We start from the raw sequence: 14,599 nt of genomic DNA on the forward strand, positions 1-14,599 counted from the left end.
AAAACCATCAGAAACCTGGAGTCGAGACCATGAAAAAAACAATCACGGCCGCTGCCGCGGCATTCATGCTAGCGAACACGCCGGCCTTTGGCCAGGCGTCGAAATATCCTGCCAAGCCGGTCCGCATCGTGTCGGCGTTTTCCACCGGATCGGGGGCCGACGCGATGTTGCGCATCGTGGCCGATCGCCTGTCCAAGGCATGGGGCCAGGCCGTCGTCGTCGAGAACAAGCCAGGGGGCACGGGTTTCATCGCGGCCGCCGACGTCATGCGCTCGCCAGCCGACGGCTATACGCTCTTCCACGCGGATGGCCTCAACTTCACCGCGGTGCCGCATCTCTACAAGAAGATACCCTACGACGCCCAGAAGGATTTCGTGCCGGTGATTCCTTTGCATCACAGCAACTTTTTCATCGCCGTGTCGTCGCAGTCGAAATGGAACAGCGCCGGCGATCTGCTGGCAGCGGCGAAGGCAGCCCCCGGCAGGGTGACATACGGCTCCTGGCAAATCGGGAGTGTGGCGCATTTGGCGGGTGCGGCATTGGAGACCGCCTCGGGCACCCATATGACGCATGTTCCGTTCAAGGACGTAGGCCAGCTGTATGCCTCGGTAGCCAACGGCGACGTCGATTGGGCGTTCGGGACGCCGGGCAGTGCCGGTCCTTTGCAGCAGGCAGGCAAGCTCAAGTTCATCGGCTGGGCCGGCACGGAGCGTCTTGCCACCTATCCGGACGTGCCGCTGGTTGGTGAAAGCGGCGGGCCGGCGGGGTTCCAGGTGTCGGGATGGGTGGGGCTGTTTGCGCCGGCAGGTACGCCCAAGACGCTGGTCGATCAGGTCAACAAGGATGTGACCGCCCTCTACAGCCAGGCGGACATTCCGCCGAAGATGATCCAGTTCGGCTACATGCCGCTGCTGATCAAACCTCAGGAAGTCTCGGCGCTGATCCGCAAGGAGTCCGAGGCTTACGCGAAGATCGTGAAGGAAAACAACCTGACGCTGGACCAGTAGGCGCGGTCGTGTCCGGACCGACCGTCGGGAAATCTTTGAGGATGGAATCTTGAAACTGGGAAATACCGATACATACCGGCAGCCGGAACTGCTGATCGGGGGCGATCCCCGGGGGCTCGATGGCCGGGATGCCATGCCGGTCGTGAATCCGGCGACCGGCGGTGCGCTGTGTCTGCTTCCGCTGGCAAGCCGGCAGGACCTGGACGATGCGCTTGAAGCCGCGCAAAGGAGCTTCACGGAATGGAGGCGGGTGGCGCCGGTCGATCGGGGGCGGATCCTGCGCCGGGCGGCCGACCTGATGCGCGGCAGCGTCGAGCGGATTGCCCGGCTGATCACCCTGGAGGTCGGCAAACCCATTGCCGAGTCCCGCCAGGAGGCGGCGCTGGCCGCGGAGACGCTCGACTGGTTCGCGGAAGAGGGGCGCCGCGCGTATGGGCGGATACTGCCATCGGGACTGGGCAAGACCCAGTTCATGGTGGTCAAGGAGCCGGTGGGGCCCGTGGCGGCATTCGCGCCCTGGAATTTTCCAACGGTCAACGCGGCCCGCAAGATAGGTTCGGCGCTGGCGGCTGGGTGCCCCTGCATTCTGAAGCCAGCGGAAGAGGCACCCGCGGCGGCGCTGGAAGTGGCCAGGGCACTGCTGGAGGCCGGCCTGCCGCGCGGAGTCCTGTCTGTCGTGTTCGGCGTGCCAGCGGAGGTTTCCGAGCATCTTCTGGCATCGCCGATCATACGGAAGGTGTCCTTCACCGGATCCATTCCCGTCGGGCAACATCTGATGAAACTCGCCGCGGCCTCCGGCAAGCGGACCACCATGGAGCTGGGCGGACATGCGCCGGTGCTTGTGTTCGGCGATGCCGATGTCGAGCAAGCGCTGGATTTGGCCGTTGCCTCGAAATACCGGAATGCCGGCCAGGTGTGTGTAAGTCCGACACGTTTTTATATCCACGAAAGCATCCATGAACGCTTTGTCCAGGGTTTCGAGCAGCGGGTGCGGACCATTTCGGTAGGCGACGGGCTGGCCGAAAGTACCCGCATGGGGCCGCTAGCGCACGATAGGCGCAGGGCTCCCCTGGAAAGCCTGATCGAAAATGCGCTGGGCGGCGGCGGCCGCCTCGTCAGCGGTGGCAAGGCCATCGAGTCGGGTGGTTATTTCTTCGAGCCGACGGTACTCGCCGACGTGCCGGAGTCCGCCAGGGTGATGAACGAAGAGCCTTTCGGCCCCCTGGCGCTGTTGAACGCCTTCACGTCGACGGACGAGGCGATCGCACGGGCGAACCGGCTGCCATTCGGCCTGGCAGCATACGCCTTCACCCGCTCGACGGACGTGGTGAGGCGGGTATCCCAGGAGGTCGAGGCCGGCATGCTGGGTATCAATTCCTTCATGATCTCGGTTCCCGATGCGCCATTTCTGGGAATCAAGGAAAGCGGCCATGGTGCTGAGAATGGCATCGAGGGGCTCGAAGCCTGCCTGGTGACCAAGCTGGTTTCCGTGGCTTGATCAGGATGCGGGTGCGTGCATGCCCCGCACGATGCCCACCACCGCGGCGACCAGGAAATCCAGGTCGTCCCGGCCTATGGTGAAGGCCGGCGTCAGGTAGACGATGTTGCCGAAGGGCCGTACCCAGACGCCGGCGTCGACCAGCCTGGCACGCAGGGCGTCGCGGTCGAACGGTCCGGCCAGCTCGACCGCGGCGATGGCGCCCAGCACGCGGACGTCGCGCACCCACGGCAGGTCGCGGCAGGGAGCGAGGCCGGCTTCCAGCGCGCGGGACAGGGCCGCCACCTGTTCCAGCCGCGGTTCGCGTTCGAACAGGTCCAGCGAGGCGTTGGCGGCGGCGCAGGCCAGGGCGTTGCCCATGAAGGTGGGGCCGTGCATCAGGGCGTGGCCGGGATCGTCGGACCAGAAGCCGTCGAACACGCGTTGGCTGGCCACGGTGGCGGCAAGCGGCAGGGTGCCGCCGGTCAGGGCCTTGGACAGCGTGATGATGTCGGGCCGCGCATCGGCCTGCTCGAACGCGAACATCGTGCCGGTGCGGCCGAAGCCGGTGAAGATCTCGTCGTAGATCAGCAGCAGGCCGTGGCGGTCCGCCAGCGCGCGCAGGCGGGCCAGCACTTGCGGCGGGTGCATCAGCATGCCGCCTGCGCCCTGGACCAGCGGTTCGACCAGGATGCCGGCCAGTTCGTGGGCGTGCCGGCGCAGCAGCGCGTCCAGCTCGGCTTCCGAGGCGTCGTCGCGCGGCAGCGGGGCGATCACGTGTTGGGTCAGGAGGCCGTGGAACAGGCTGTGCATGCCGTCTTCCGGATCGCAGACCGCCATCGTGCCGAAGGTGTCGCCGTGGTAGCCGCCGCGGAAGGCCAGGAAGCGCGAGCGCTGGCGCTCACCCTGGTTGAGCCAGAACTGCACGGCCATCTTCATCGCCACCTCGACCGCCACGGAGCCCGAGTCGGTGTAGAACACGCGGTCGAAACCCGGGCCCAGCAGCGCGCACAGGCGCTGCGCCAGCCGCGCGGCGGGCTCGTGCGTCAGCCCGCCGAACATCACGTGGGGCATCGCATCGAGCTGGCCGCGCACGGCCCGGGCGATGGCGGGATGGTTGTAGCCATGGCAGGCGGTCCACCACGAGGCCACGCCATCCACCAGGCTGCGGCCGTCGGCCAGTTCGATGCGGCTGCCGTGGGTACGGACCACGGGCAGCGGCGGCGCGGCGGTCTTCATCTGGGCATAGGGCAGCCAGACGTGGCGGGCGCCGTCGGCGACCCAGGCGGATGGGGGTGTGCGCATGTTCGTCCTGCGCCGGCCGCGGCGCCAGGCCGGGCCGGTCGTTCCTCTACAATGACATGCATTCTACGGTGCGGGCGTCCCCAGGCGCATCGCCGGACCATGTCTATATTCGATTCCCTGTTCGCCCAAGAGCTCGACCGCGCGGTCCAGCGCCAGACGCGGCGCCGTTTGCGCACCACCGCCGCGCCGCGCGGCGGGCGCGTGACGTTCGAAGGCCGCGACGTCGTCGATTTCTCCAGCAACGATTATCTGGGCCTGGCCGGCCACCCCTTGCTGGCCGAACGCGTGGCCGAATGGACCGCGCGCCATGGCGCAGGCGCGCGCGCCTCGCGCCTGGTGTCGGGCAACCTCGACCTGCACCTGGCCGTCGAGGCCAAGCTGGCCCGTTTCAAGGGCACCGAGGCGGCGCTGCTGTTCGCCTCGGGCTGGCAGGCCAACGCCGCCGTGCTGCCGGCCTTGCTGCGCCTGCCGGGCCAGGGCGACCCGCTGGTGTTCTGCGACCGGCTGAACCATGCCAGCCTGCACCACGGCTGCCAGGCCGCCGGCGTGCGGCAGATACGTTTCCGGCACAACGATCTCGATCACCTCGATGCACTGCTGGCCGAGCGGGCCGGCCAGCCCGGCCCGCGCCTGATCGTGACGGAAAGCGTGTTCAGCATGGATGGCGACCGTACCGACGTGGCGGCGCTGTGTCGGGTGGCCGAACGCCACGGCGCCTTCGTCTACCTGGACGAGGCCCACGCGACCGGCGTGCTGGGGCCGCGGGGGGCCGGGCTGGCAAGCCTGGGCGACGGCAGGGTCGATCTGGCCATGGGCACCTTCAGCAAGGCCATGGGCGGTTTCGGGGCCTACGTGGCGGGATCGCGGCAATTGTGCGACTACCTCGTGAACACCTGCTCGGGGTTCATCTACACCACCGCCTTGCCGCCGCCCGTGCTGGCCGCCATCGATGCCGCGCTCGATCTGGTGCCCGGCATGGAAAGGGAAAGGCAGCGGTTGGCGGGGCTGGGCGACGGACTGCGGCGGGCGCTGGCGGACCAGGGCCTGGAGACGGGCGCTTCGTCGACGCAGATCGTGCCCGCCGTCGTGGGTGAAGCGGGCGCGGCGCTGGCCCTGAGCGACGGCCTGCGCGAGCGCGGCCTGCTGGCGGTGGCGATCCGTCCGCCCACGGTGCCGGCGGGCACGAGCCGGCTGCGGATCGCGCTCAGCGCCGCGCATGATGAAGAGGACGTGGGGCGGCTGGTCCGCGCCATCGCCGACCTGCGCACGCAAGCCGCGAGCGCGAGCGGAGGCCGGTCATGACCGGCGGCGCGCGCCTGCCGCTGGTGTTCCTGCATGGCTGGGGATTCGATGCCTCGACCTGGGCGCCCATGCGCGCCCACCTGGACGGCTGGGAGGTCCATGCCGACGACGCAGGCTATTTCGGGCCAGCCGTGGCCGCCGAACGCCCGGCCGCCTACGTGGCCGTGGGGCATTCGCTGGGCGCCATGCGCGGCCTGGAAGACGAGGGCGGTGGTTGCCGCGGCTTCGTCCTGATCAACGGCTTTGCGCGTTTCGCGGCCTCCGACGATTTTCCCGCGGGAGTCGCCCCCAGGGTGCTGGACCGCATGCTGGCCCGTCTGGCGGCCGATCCCGTCGCCGTGGTGGGCGAGTTCCGCCGGCGCTGCGGTGCCGATGGCGCCGTCGATGCGGCTAAGCTGGACGAGGCCGCCCTGGCCGCCGGCCTGCGCTACCTGCGTGAAGGCGATGCGCGCGCGGCCTGGGCCGGCCGGCGCGTCCCGGCCTGCGTCCTGGCGGGCGACGCCGATGCGGTCGTCACGCCGGCGCTCACGGCCGCCTCGTTCGGGGACCGGGTCTCGTGGTGCGCCGGCGGCGGGCATTTGCTGCCCCTGACGCATCCCGAGTGGTGTGCCGGCCAGGTCCGCGCGTTCGCGAGTGAACTGGCAAGCGCCGTGGACCACGCATGACGGGGCCGGTCCATGGGCGAGCGGTGGCGCGCCGCTTCGGCGATGCGGCGGGACGCTACGAACGGCACGCGGGCTTGCAGCGCGACGTGGCCGAAGAACTGGCCGCGCGCATCGCCCGCCTGCCGCTGCCGGAGCGCCCGCGCATCCTGGAGATAGGTTGCGGCACGGGATTCCTGGCCCAGGCCCTGGCGCGCCGGCTGGGGCCGGCATGCTGGACGCTGACGGACGTCTCGCCCGCCATGCTGGAGACCGCACGGCGGCGCCTGGCACTGCCCGGCACATGCCGTTTCGCGGTCATGGACGGCGAGCATCCCGATACGGGACTGGGCGAATTCGACCTGATCTGCTCCAGCATGGCGGTGCAATGGTTCGGCGACCTGGACGCGGGGCTGGCGCGGCTGGGCGGCCTGCTGGCCCAGGGCGGCTGGATGGCGGTGGCCACGCTGGCCGACGGTACCTTCGCCGAGTGGCGCGCGGCGCATGCGGACCATGGGATGGATGCCGCGGTCCGCGACTATCCCCGTCCGGCGGACATCGGCGCCGCGCTGCCCGGCCTGCGCCGTTTCATGCAGGCCGAAAGACGGGTGCAGCCGCATCGCGACGGCATGGCGTTCCTGCGCGGGCTCAAGGCGATAGGCGCGGATGCGCCCGCGCCGGGCCGCCGTCCGCTGCCGCCCGCGATGTTCAAGCAGATACTGCGCAGTTTCGACACACGGGGGGCAAGCGTGACCTACCATCTGGCCTACGGCACCTGGAACAAGAGCGACGCGCCGCGCGGCGTATTCGTGACCGGCACCGACACCGGCATCGGCAAGACGCTGGTGTCGGCGGTGCTGGCGCACGCCTGGCAGGCCGACTACTGGAAGCCTCTGCAAACCGGCGTGGCGACGGAGCCCGACGACACCGGCACGGTGGCACGGCTGGCCGATCTTCCGCCCGAGCGCATCCACGCGCCCCACGCGGTGCTGCAGGCGCCGCTGTCGCCCTGGGCGGCCGCGCGCGAGGAAGGCGTGACCCTGGACATGGCCGGCATCGAGCTGCCCGACACGCGCGCGCCGCTGGTCGTGGAGGGCGCCGGCGGGCTGCTGGTTCCCATCGACGACCGCGCCACCATGATCGACCTGATCGTCCGCCTGGGGCTGCCGGTGGTGCTCGTGGCGCGCAGCACGCTGGGCACGCTCAATCACACGCTGCTGTCGCTGGAGGCGCTGCGCGCGCGCGGTATCCCGGTGGCGGGCGTGGTGATGAGCGGAGAGCCCTCGGCCGGCAACCGGCTCGGCATCGAGCAGTTCGGCAAGGTGCGCGTGTTGGCCGAAATCCCGCATCTGCCCAGGGTCGATGCCGACGCGGTGGTGGCCCTGGCGCGCGGCATCGAGCCGCTGGACCGGGTGCTGCGGGCGGCCGGAACCGCGCGCGCCTGAAACCGGCCCTCAGCGCCTGCCGGCGTCCTGGCCGTACAGCATGCGCACGTGCTTGCGCATGTGCTGGAGATAGGCGCTGACCGCCTGCGGCAGGCGCCGGCGGCCCAGCACGCAGACGTCCACGCAGGTCTTGCCCAGGATGGGATGCGACAGCGGGATGCTGACCAGGTCGCCCGCATCCAGTTCATGATGGATGGACATGTGCGACAGGATGGTGATGCCGCCCTGGTTGCGCGCGTAATTCTTCATGGCGGCGATGGAGTTGGTCACCATGGCGGGTGCCACCCGCAGGCGTTCGCCCGCGCAGATGGAGTCGATCAGCCGGCGTATGCCGAAGTCCGAGGCAGGCAGCGCCGTGCGGTGGTTCATCATCTCGCGCAGCGAGATCGCCTTGCGGCGCGCCAGTTCGTGCGTGGGCGCCATCACCGCCTCCAGCGGCGCCGAAATGCGCAGCGCGCATTCGATGGCGTCGTGCGGCGTGGGGGTGAACGCCAGGCCAAGGTCGGCGTCGCCGCTGGTGACCGCGGCCAGCGTGGTCTCGGTGCCGGCCACGACGATCTCGAAGGTCACGCCGGGATAGCGCTGCTGGAACCCGGCCACGGTCTGGGTCACGAACTCGATCTGGCCTTCGGTGGAATACAGCTTCACGTGGCCGTTGCGCAATCCCTTCAGCGCCTCGAGCTCGGCCAGCATGCGCCGCTGGCCGTGCAGCACTTCCTCGGCATAGTGCAGGCAGACCTCGCCCGCGGGCGTCAGCACGACGCCGCGGCTGGACCGGTCCAGCAGCTTGATGCCCAGTTCGCCTTCCAGGCGCTTGATGTGCTTGCTCAGGGCCGATGGCGCGATGTCGAGCCGCTCCGACGCTCGCCGTATGCCCTTGCATACCGCGACTTCATAGAAGCTGGCCAGGTCAGCCGGATTCATGCAGGTTCCCCATGTCGGTGCCGTGCACCGGCCTCGTGCGACCGGTGTCCAAGGATGTAGCGTCGCATGCCCTGGTCTCGTGCGGGTGTTCTCGTATCGAGAACATGGTGTGCGTGTCCCTTGTCTTGTTGGGGGGAAGGGATCTCCCGATAATTTTTTTGCCGCCGAGCCGCCCGGCAAGACCGGCGCCAACGTGGCGCAGCAGCCGGGCGGTTCGTCCGTTTCCCGCCAGTCATTATCGAGGCCCCTCATGTCCACAAGCAAGATTTTCATGTCCGACGCCGTCGCCAAACCCAAGGCGCCGCTCTCGCACGCGGTCGTCGCCGGAGACTTCGTCTTCGTCTCGGGCACCACGCCCTTCGACGCCAATCGCGAGCTGGCGCCGACCTTCTCCGAGCAGATGCACCAGGTGATGAAGAACCTCAGGCAGATCCTGGGCGAATGCGACAGCTCGCTCGACAAGGTGGTCAAGGCCAACGTGATCCTGACCGACATCAGCCGCTTCAACGAGATGAACGAGATTTATCGCGGCTATTTCCAGGAAGGCAAGTTTCCCGCCCGCACCACCATCGAGGCACCCCTGGCGATCGCCGGGATGATGCTGGAGATCGAGGTCGTGGCGACCCGCTAGGCCGGCTGGCGGCGCACGGCTCCCGCGCGCCGCCGATGCTTCTTTCCCTTTTTCGCTCAAGGTATCGAACATGAAGATGTCGTTGAGTTCGTCGCTTTTCGCGCGGCGCGCCACCGGTGCCGTGCTTGCCTGCGCCGCCGCGGTCTGTGCCGCCACTGCCACGGCGGCCGACACCTATCCCAGCCGTCCCATCAAGATCATCGTGCCTTTCGCCGCCGGCGGCGGCAGCGACGTGACTGCGCGGCTGATCGGCAGGAAGCTGCAGGAGGCCTATGGCCAGGCCGTCGTCGTCGAGAACCAGCCGGGCGCCAGCACCCAGATCGCGACCCGCAACGTGATCCGGTCGGCGCCCGACGGCTACACGCTGCTGCTGGCGACCACCTCGGTCGTCAACAACACGCACCTGTATCCCAAGCTCGACTACGACGCCATGAAAGAGCTGGTGCCGGTGGTGGGCATCGTCGACGTGCCGCCGTTCCTGGCCGTGGGGCCCGGCATCAAGGCGACCAACGTCAAGGACTTCATCGCCGAGATCAAGGCCAAGGCCGCCACCGAGAAAGGCGTGACCTTCGGCTCGGCCGGCCCCGGCAGCACGCTGCACCTGGCTTCCGAATGGCTGGTCAAGCAGCTCGGCATCAAGGCCGTGCATTCGCCCTACAAGGGCAGCGGCCCGGCATCGGTGGCGCTGGCCCAGGGCGACATCGACTTCAGCTTCGACAACATCCCGCCGCTGCGTCCCATGGTGGATGCGGGCAAGGTGCGACTGTTGATGGTGGGCGCGCGCAACCGCTTCCCGAGCACGCCGGCGCTGCCGACCCTGAAGGAATCGGGACTGCCCGACGAGGAACTGTCGAGCTGGTTCATCCTGATGGCCCCGGCGCAGACCCCGCCCGCCGTGGTGGCGTCCATCAACAGCGAAGTGAACAAGATCCTGAAGAAGCCGGACGTGCGCAGTTCGCTGATCGACCTGGGGCTTGCGCCCATGGACACCTCGGTGGACGATCTGAAGAAGCGCATGCGCAATGACTTCAACATGTGGGGCGGCATCATCAAGGATGCCAAGGTGACGCTGGAGTGAGCATGGGGGAAAGCAAGGTCGACGGTGGCTACGCCCATATCGGGCGGCCGCTGGTCCGGGTGGAGGACGCCCGCCACCTAGCCGGCGGCGGCGCCTTCGTGGCGGACATCCAGGCGCCGGGATGCCTGGAAGTGGCGTTCTGCCGCAGCCTGGTGGCCCATGGCCGCCTGAAGGGCGTGACACTGCCGCCGGAACTGCCGGCCGGCACGTTCTGGACCGCGGCCGACATCGCCGGCCTGGCCTTGCCCATCTACTGCGCGTTGCTGCGCCCGGAGTTCAACGGCGCGCCGTATCCGCTGCTGGCCGACGGCAAGGTGCGTTTCGCCGGCGAGCCCGTGGTCCTGGCGCTGGGCGCGACCCGGGCCGAGGCCGAGGAACGCGCCGAGCAGGTGCAACTGGACATCGAGCCGCTGGCCGCGGTGGTCGATGCCTGGGACGAGGTCGAACATCCGGGCGTGCCGCTGCACGACCACCTGGACTCCAACCTGGTCATGCGCATCGGCCGCGCGCTGGGCGATGCGCAGGCCATCATCGACGACCCCGCCGCGCGAGGCCTGCGCCAGGTCACGCGCCGCCTGTCCATGGGGCGGGTGCTGGCCAGCCCGCTGGAATGCCGGGGCTGCCTGGCCTATCCGGATCCGGCCGGCGGCGTGGTCGTGCACGTGTCCAGCCAACGCCCGCACTTGATCCGCACCTTCCTGGCCGAACAGATTCCGGGCCTGACCGAAGCCGACATCCGCGTGGTCGTGCCGGACGTGGGCGGCGGCTTCGGCTCCAAGAGCAATCTGTATCCCGAGGAAGTCCTGGTGACGGCGCTGGCCTGGAAGCTGCGGCGGCCGGTGCGCTGGATCGAGGACCGCTACGAGCATTTCGTCGCCAGCAACCACAGCCGCCAGCACGAGCAGCGCATCACCGCCTATTTCGACGACACGGGCAGGATCCACGCGCTGGACGCGCTGGTGGTGGTGGATGCCGGCGCCTATTCGGCCAAGACCTCCACCGGCGCGATCGAGGCCAACATGGCCACCAACGTCATGCTCGGGCCCTACGACATCCGCAACTATCGTTTCGAGGCCGTCAGCATCCATACCAACAAGAGCCCCCTGGGGCCTTATCGCGGCGTGGGCCGGCCGGGCGGCTGCTTCGCGATGGAGCGCATCATCGAGGAGGTTGCCCGCGAACTGGGCGCCGACCCGCTGGACGTGCGCCGGGCCAACCTGATCTCGCCGGCGCAGATGCCCTACGTGTCGGCCACCGGGCTGGCCTACGACTCGGGCAACTACCGAGAGGTCGTCGATGCCGCCGGGCGCTTCGTGGCCGAGAACTGGTCCGCCGCACGGCAGGCCGATGACGGCGGCCGGGTGGGCGTGGGCTATGCGATGCTGGTCGAGCAGGCCGCGCACGGCGCCGAGGAATGGCGCCGCCGGGGCTCGCCGCTGATCTACGGCCACGAGTCGGCGCGGGCCACGCTGAACATGGACGGCACGCTGGTCATCGAGGTCGGCACGCTGTCGCACGGGCAGGGGCATTTCACCAGCCTGGCGCAGATCGCGGCCGAGATCACCACGCTGCCGGTCTCGGCGATACGCATACGCCAGGGCGATACGTCGGCGGCGCCCTACGGTCTGGGCTCGGTCGCCTCGCGGTCCATCGTGATGGCGGGCGGGGCGGTGGCCATGGCCTGCCGCGACATCGTCGGCAAGGCGCGCGCCATCCACGCCGTGCTGCACGAGACGGACGACGCGCAGATCGAGGTGCGCGACGGCGCCTGCGTTTCGCCGCAAGGCACGACGTCCTTCGGAGATCTGGCGCGCGTCGCCTACGTGGGCGTGAGCAAGCTGCCGCGCTCCATTTCCCCCGGCTTCTCGTTCCAGGCCGATTATCGGCCCAGCGTTGAGACCGGAACGTTTTCCTACACGCTGCACGCCGCGCGCGTCAGCGTCGACCCGGACACCGGTTTCGTCAGGATCCTGGACTACCTGGTGGTGGAAGACTGCGGCACGGTCGTCAATCCCCTGATCCTGGACGGCCAGATACGCGGCGGCGTCGCGCAAGGCATCGGCCAGGCCCTGTATGAAGAAATGATCTATGACAGCAACGGCCAGCCGCAGACCGTGACCTTCGGCGACTACGCCGTGCCCAGCGCGGTCGAGGTCCCGCCCATCTCCATCCTGCACTTCAGCACGCCGTCGCCCCATTCCGAGTTCGGCATGAAGGGCATGGGAGAAGGGGGGGCCGTGGCGCCGCCGGCGGCCATCGCCAATGCCGTGCGCGACGCGCTGGCGGACCTGGGCGTGGACGTGTGCCGCACGCCCATCACGCCCGACTACCTGCTGCGCCAACTGCACGAAGCCGGGCGGGGAGGCACGCGATGAAGCTGCCGCCTTTCGCGCTGCATGTGCCGCGCACGCTGGACGAAGCGCTGGCGCTGCGCGCCGCCCTGGGCAGCGATGCCAAGGTCCTGGCCGGCGGGCAGAGCCTGCTGCCCATGATGCGCTACCGCATGCTGCGCCCCTACGCGCTGATCGACATCACCCGGGTGGCGTCGCTGGCGAACCTGGACACCGCGCCGGCCGTGCGCATGGGCGCGGCCGTCACCCATGCCGACGTCGAACGGTGTACGCAGGCCGGGGCGCTGTTCGACCTGCTGCGCGCGCATGCCGCCGAGATCGCCTTCCTGCCGGTGCGTGGCCGGGGCACCGTGGTCGGCAGCCTGGTCCACGCCGATCCGGCGGGGGACTGGCCGCTGCTGCTGACCGCGCTCGATGCCTCGGTGGAACTGGCCAGCCTGCGGGGGCGGCGTGTCGTCGCCCTGCGCGATTTCATCCGCGGCGCCATGGACAGCGACGTGCAGGTGGACGAGATCGCGCTGGCGGCCACGCTGCCCGAGCGGGCATCGGGCCTGGTCCGATGGGGCCGGTGCAAGCTCATGCACCGGGCGGGCGAATTCGCCTCGGCCAGCGCACTGGCCCTGCAAGGCGCCGATGGCCAGTGGGCATGCTGGCTGGGCGCGATCGATCCTGGTCCGCTGGCCCTGCCGGCCACGGCGGCGCGCCTGGCGGCAGCCGGAGGCCCGACACCCGCCAGGCGCGACGTCGCGGCCTCGGCCCTGGACGAAATCCTGGCCGCCCGGCCGCACATCGATCCGCTGGCGGCATCCCGTCACGCGCAGGCGATGGCCCGGGCGGTCGAACAGGCATGGCAAGGAGTCGCCGCATGAAGATCACATTGACCGTGAACGGCCGCGAAACCGGACTCGACGTCGAACCCTCCGCGATACTGGCCGACGTGCTGCGCGAGCAGTGCCGGCAGACCTCCGTGCACCTGGGCTGCGAGCATGGCGTGTGCGGCGCCTGCAACGTCATCGTCGATGGCCAGGTGGTGCGTGCCTGCCTGACGCTGGCGGGTTCGGTGGACGGCTGCTCGGTGACCACGCTGGAAGGCCTGTGCGATGCCACGGCCGACCGGCTGCGCCGGGCCTTCGGCGAACACCACGCCCTGCAATGCGGCTTCTGCACGCCGGGCATGGTCGTGAGCGGATACGACATCGTGCGCCGTGGCCAGTTGCGCGACGAACCGGCGATCCGCCAGTGCCTGTCCGGCAACATCTGCCGCTGCACGGGCTACCACGGCATCGTCGCGGCCGTCGTCGAAGTCGCCAACGAAGAACGACCCATCACCGAGGTGCAAGCGTGAAATCCTTCAATCCCTACGGCATCGTCGGCGCGGCCATCGTGCCGCACGCGCCGCAATTCCTGTCCCTGCCCGAGACCGAGGACCTTGAACAGGTCGCCCGCGTGCGCCGCTCGCTGGAAACCATAGGCGAGCGGCTGCGGGCGCTCGCGCCCGATTGCATCGTCATGGTGTCCAACGACCATGGCGACCACTTCGTCACCCATGGCGTGCCGCCGTTCTGCGTGCACGTGGCCGACCAGGCCGACGGCATGCACAAGCATCGCGGCATGTGGGCCATCGACGGCGCCACCGGCTACGCCCTGGTCCCCGAAATGGAGCGGGCCGGCTTCGACCTGGCCTTCACCATGAACGCCAAGCTGCAGACGGCCTTCACCATACCCTACGAGTTCATGGGCTTCGGGCGCGACGTGCCGCTGGTGGCCCTGTTCGTCAACGCCTACGTGCCGCCCCAGCCCAGCGGGCGCCGCTGCTACGCCTTCGGCGCCGCCCTGCAGACCGCCTTGCAGCGCCTGGGCAAGCGGGCGCTGCTGATCGCCAGCGGCGGACTGTCCCACTATCCGGGCACGGTGCACTATCCGCATCCCGACCTGGAGACGGACCAGCGCATCTTCGCCGAAATCCAGGCGGGACATCTGACGCACCTGCTCAGCTACGACGACTGGGAGCTGGACCGCACCGGCAACGTCGAGCTGCGCGCGCCGCTGATCCTGGCCGGGGCGCTGGGCGAGAACCGGCCGCCGTTCACGGCGCTGCTGGAGCCGTCGTGGCACCACATCTATGCCTCGGCCGGCTGGGACCTGACCGAGCCGGCGCCGGCGCGCGATCCGCTGCGCTATCCGGCCATGCCGCCGGAACGGGCCAGGCTGGCCGAGGCGGTGCTGGCCCTGCGCACGCGGGCCGAGGCGGCGGAACGCTTCCTGGACGACCCCGCGGCCTTCTGCCGGCCCTTCCTCCTGGCGGACGACGAACGCCAGGCGCTGTGCGCCATGCAATGGGATGTCCTGCGGGACCGCTTCGGCATCCACGCCTTGCTGACCTCCGGCGCGGCCATGCAGATCGGCCTGGCCGCCAAGCGCCGACAGGCCGGATAGAG

Annotated in this window: 13 protein-coding genes; 11 read left to right on the forward strand and 2 right to left on the reverse strand. The window is 69.3% G+C overall.

From position 1 onward, the window contains the following. The first annotated feature begins 29 nt into the window (after nucleotides 1-29). The gene (locus CDO46_RS16090) at nucleotides 30-1,007 is read left to right on the forward strand and encodes a tripartite tricarboxylate transporter substrate binding protein (protein WP_165963208.1); all 978 of its coding nucleotides are present in this window, start codon (nucleotides 30-32) and stop codon (nucleotides 1,005-1,007) included. A 49-nt stretch (nucleotides 1,008-1,056) separates the two neighbouring features. After that, a complete protein-coding gene (locus CDO46_RS16095) occupies nucleotides 1,057-2,505 on the forward strand; it encodes an NAD-dependent succinate-semialdehyde dehydrogenase (RefSeq protein ID WP_243724565.1) in 1,449 nt (482 codons plus the stop codon). On the opposite strand, the gene CDO46_RS16100 is transcribed toward CDO46_RS16095, so the two are convergent. Further along, nucleotides 2,506-3,789 carry an adenosylmethionine--8-amino-7-oxononanoate transaminase gene (locus tag CDO46_RS16100; protein WP_087839475.1) on the reverse strand — a complete coding sequence of 428 codons (1,284 nt, stop codon included), beginning with the start codon at nucleotides 3,787-3,789 and terminating at the stop codon, nucleotides 2,506-2,508. A 99-nt stretch (nucleotides 3,790-3,888) separates the two neighbouring features. Here CDO46_RS16100 and CDO46_RS16105 point away from each other — a divergent pair, with 99 nt between their 5' ends. The 3 genes from CDO46_RS16105 to bioD are packed head-to-tail and all read left to right on the forward strand — an operon-like array spanning nucleotide 3,889 to nucleotide 7,177. Next, nucleotides 3,889-5,091, forward strand: coding sequence for an aminotransferase class I/II-fold pyridoxal phosphate-dependent enzyme (locus CDO46_RS16105; protein WP_087839476.1), 1,203 nt, complete (start codon nucleotides 3,889-3,891; stop codon nucleotides 5,089-5,091). Next, nucleotides 5,088-5,756, forward strand: coding sequence for an alpha/beta fold hydrolase (locus CDO46_RS16110; protein ID WP_087839477.1), 669 nt, complete (start codon nucleotides 5,088-5,090; stop codon nucleotides 5,754-5,756). The genes CDO46_RS16105 and CDO46_RS16110 overlap by 4 nt, the downstream gene beginning before the upstream one ends. Further along, nucleotides 5,753-7,177, forward strand: coding sequence for a dethiobiotin synthase (gene bioD, locus CDO46_RS16115; RefSeq protein WP_087839478.1), 1,425 nt, complete (start codon nucleotides 5,753-5,755; stop codon nucleotides 7,175-7,177). The genes CDO46_RS16110 and bioD overlap by 4 nt, the downstream gene beginning before the upstream one ends. Before the next feature lie 9 nt (nucleotides 7,178-7,186). Here bioD and CDO46_RS16120 read toward each other — a convergent pair whose 3' ends face one another. Beyond that, nucleotides 7,187-8,101: a LysR family transcriptional regulator gene (locus tag CDO46_RS16120; RefSeq protein WP_165963209.1), complete on the reverse strand. Its 915-nt coding sequence runs from the start codon at nucleotides 8,099-8,101 to the stop codon at nucleotides 7,187-7,189. A gap of 250 nt (nucleotides 8,102-8,351) precedes the next feature. Between CDO46_RS16120 and CDO46_RS28390 the strand changes: the two genes are divergently transcribed. The 6 genes from CDO46_RS28390 (at nucleotide 8,352) to CDO46_RS16145 (ending at nucleotide 14,597) form a co-directional block, all read left to right on the forward strand. Then, the gene (locus CDO46_RS28390) at nucleotides 8,352-8,732 is read left to right on the forward strand and encodes a RidA family protein (RefSeq protein WP_165963210.1); all 381 of its coding nucleotides are present in this window, start codon (nucleotides 8,352-8,354) and stop codon (nucleotides 8,730-8,732) included. A gap of 70 nt (nucleotides 8,733-8,802) precedes the next feature. After that, entirely contained in the window at nucleotides 8,803-9,810 is a 1,008-nt protein-coding gene (locus CDO46_RS16125) for a tripartite tricarboxylate transporter substrate binding protein (RefSeq protein ID WP_087839480.1), read from the forward strand. A 2-nt stretch (nucleotides 9,811-9,812) separates the two neighbouring features. Then, entirely contained in the window at nucleotides 9,813-12,185 is a 2,373-nt protein-coding gene (locus tag CDO46_RS16130; RefSeq protein WP_087839481.1) for a xanthine dehydrogenase family protein molybdopterin-binding subunit, read from the forward strand. Continuing rightward, nucleotides 12,182-13,030, forward strand: coding sequence for a xanthine dehydrogenase family protein subunit M (locus CDO46_RS16135; protein WP_087839482.1), 849 nt, complete (start codon nucleotides 12,182-12,184; stop codon nucleotides 13,028-13,030). The genes CDO46_RS16130 and CDO46_RS16135 overlap by 4 nt, the downstream gene beginning before the upstream one ends. Next, on the forward strand, nucleotides 13,027-13,506 hold the full coding sequence (locus CDO46_RS28055) for a (2Fe-2S)-binding protein (RefSeq protein WP_165963211.1): 480 nt from the start codon (nucleotides 13,027-13,029) through the stop codon (nucleotides 13,504-13,506). Before CDO46_RS16135 ends, CDO46_RS28055 begins: the two co-directional genes overlap by 4 nt. Then, nucleotides 13,503-14,597: a hypothetical protein gene (locus tag CDO46_RS16145; protein WP_165963212.1), complete on the forward strand. Its 1,095-nt coding sequence runs from the start codon at nucleotides 13,503-13,505 to the stop codon at nucleotides 14,595-14,597. The genes CDO46_RS28055 and CDO46_RS16145 overlap by 4 nt, the downstream gene beginning before the upstream one ends. Nucleotides 14,598-14,599 lie beyond the last annotated feature (2 nt).

Source organism: Pigmentiphaga sp. NML030171 (assembly GCF_002188635.1).
Lineage (GTDB): Bacteria > Pseudomonadota > Gammaproteobacteria > Burkholderiales > Burkholderiaceae_B > Pigmentiphaga > Pigmentiphaga daeguensis.

Coding starts and splice junctions, on each gene's coding strand:
- CDO46_RS16105 (WP_087839476.1), top strand. CDS start 3,889: ATGTCTATATTCGATTCCCTGTTCGCCCAAGAGCTCGACCGCGCGGTC.
- CDO46_RS16100 (WP_087839475.1), bottom strand. CDS start 3,789: ATGCGCACACCCCCATCCGCCTGGGTCGCCGACGGCGCCCGCCACGTC.
- bioD (WP_087839478.1), top strand. CDS start 5,753: ATGACGGGGCCGGTCCATGGGCGAGCGGTGGCGCGCCGCTTCGGCGAT.
- CDO46_RS28390 (WP_165963210.1), top strand. CDS start 8,352: ATGTCCACAAGCAAGATTTTCATGTCCGACGCCGTCGCCAAACCCAAG.
- CDO46_RS16120 (WP_165963209.1), bottom strand. CDS start 8,101: ATGAATCCGGCTGACCTGGCCAGCTTCTATGAAGTCGCGGTATGCAAG.
- CDO46_RS16125 (WP_087839480.1), top strand. CDS start 8,803: ATGAAGATGTCGTTGAGTTCGTCGCTTTTCGCGCGGCGCGCCACCGGT.
- CDO46_RS28055 (WP_165963211.1), top strand. CDS start 13,027: ATGAAGATCACATTGACCGTGAACGGCCGCGAAACCGGACTCGACGTC.
- CDO46_RS16130 (WP_087839481.1), top strand. CDS start 9,813: ATGGGGGAAAGCAAGGTCGACGGTGGCTACGCCCATATCGGGCGGCCG.
- CDO46_RS16135 (WP_087839482.1), top strand. CDS start 12,182: ATGAAGCTGCCGCCTTTCGCGCTGCATGTGCCGCGCACGCTGGACGAA.
- CDO46_RS16090 (WP_165963208.1), top strand. CDS start 30: ATGAAAAAAACAATCACGGCCGCTGCCGCGGCATTCATGCTAGCGAAC.
- CDO46_RS16110 (WP_087839477.1), top strand. CDS start 5,088: ATGACCGGCGGCGCGCGCCTGCCGCTGGTGTTCCTGCATGGCTGGGGA.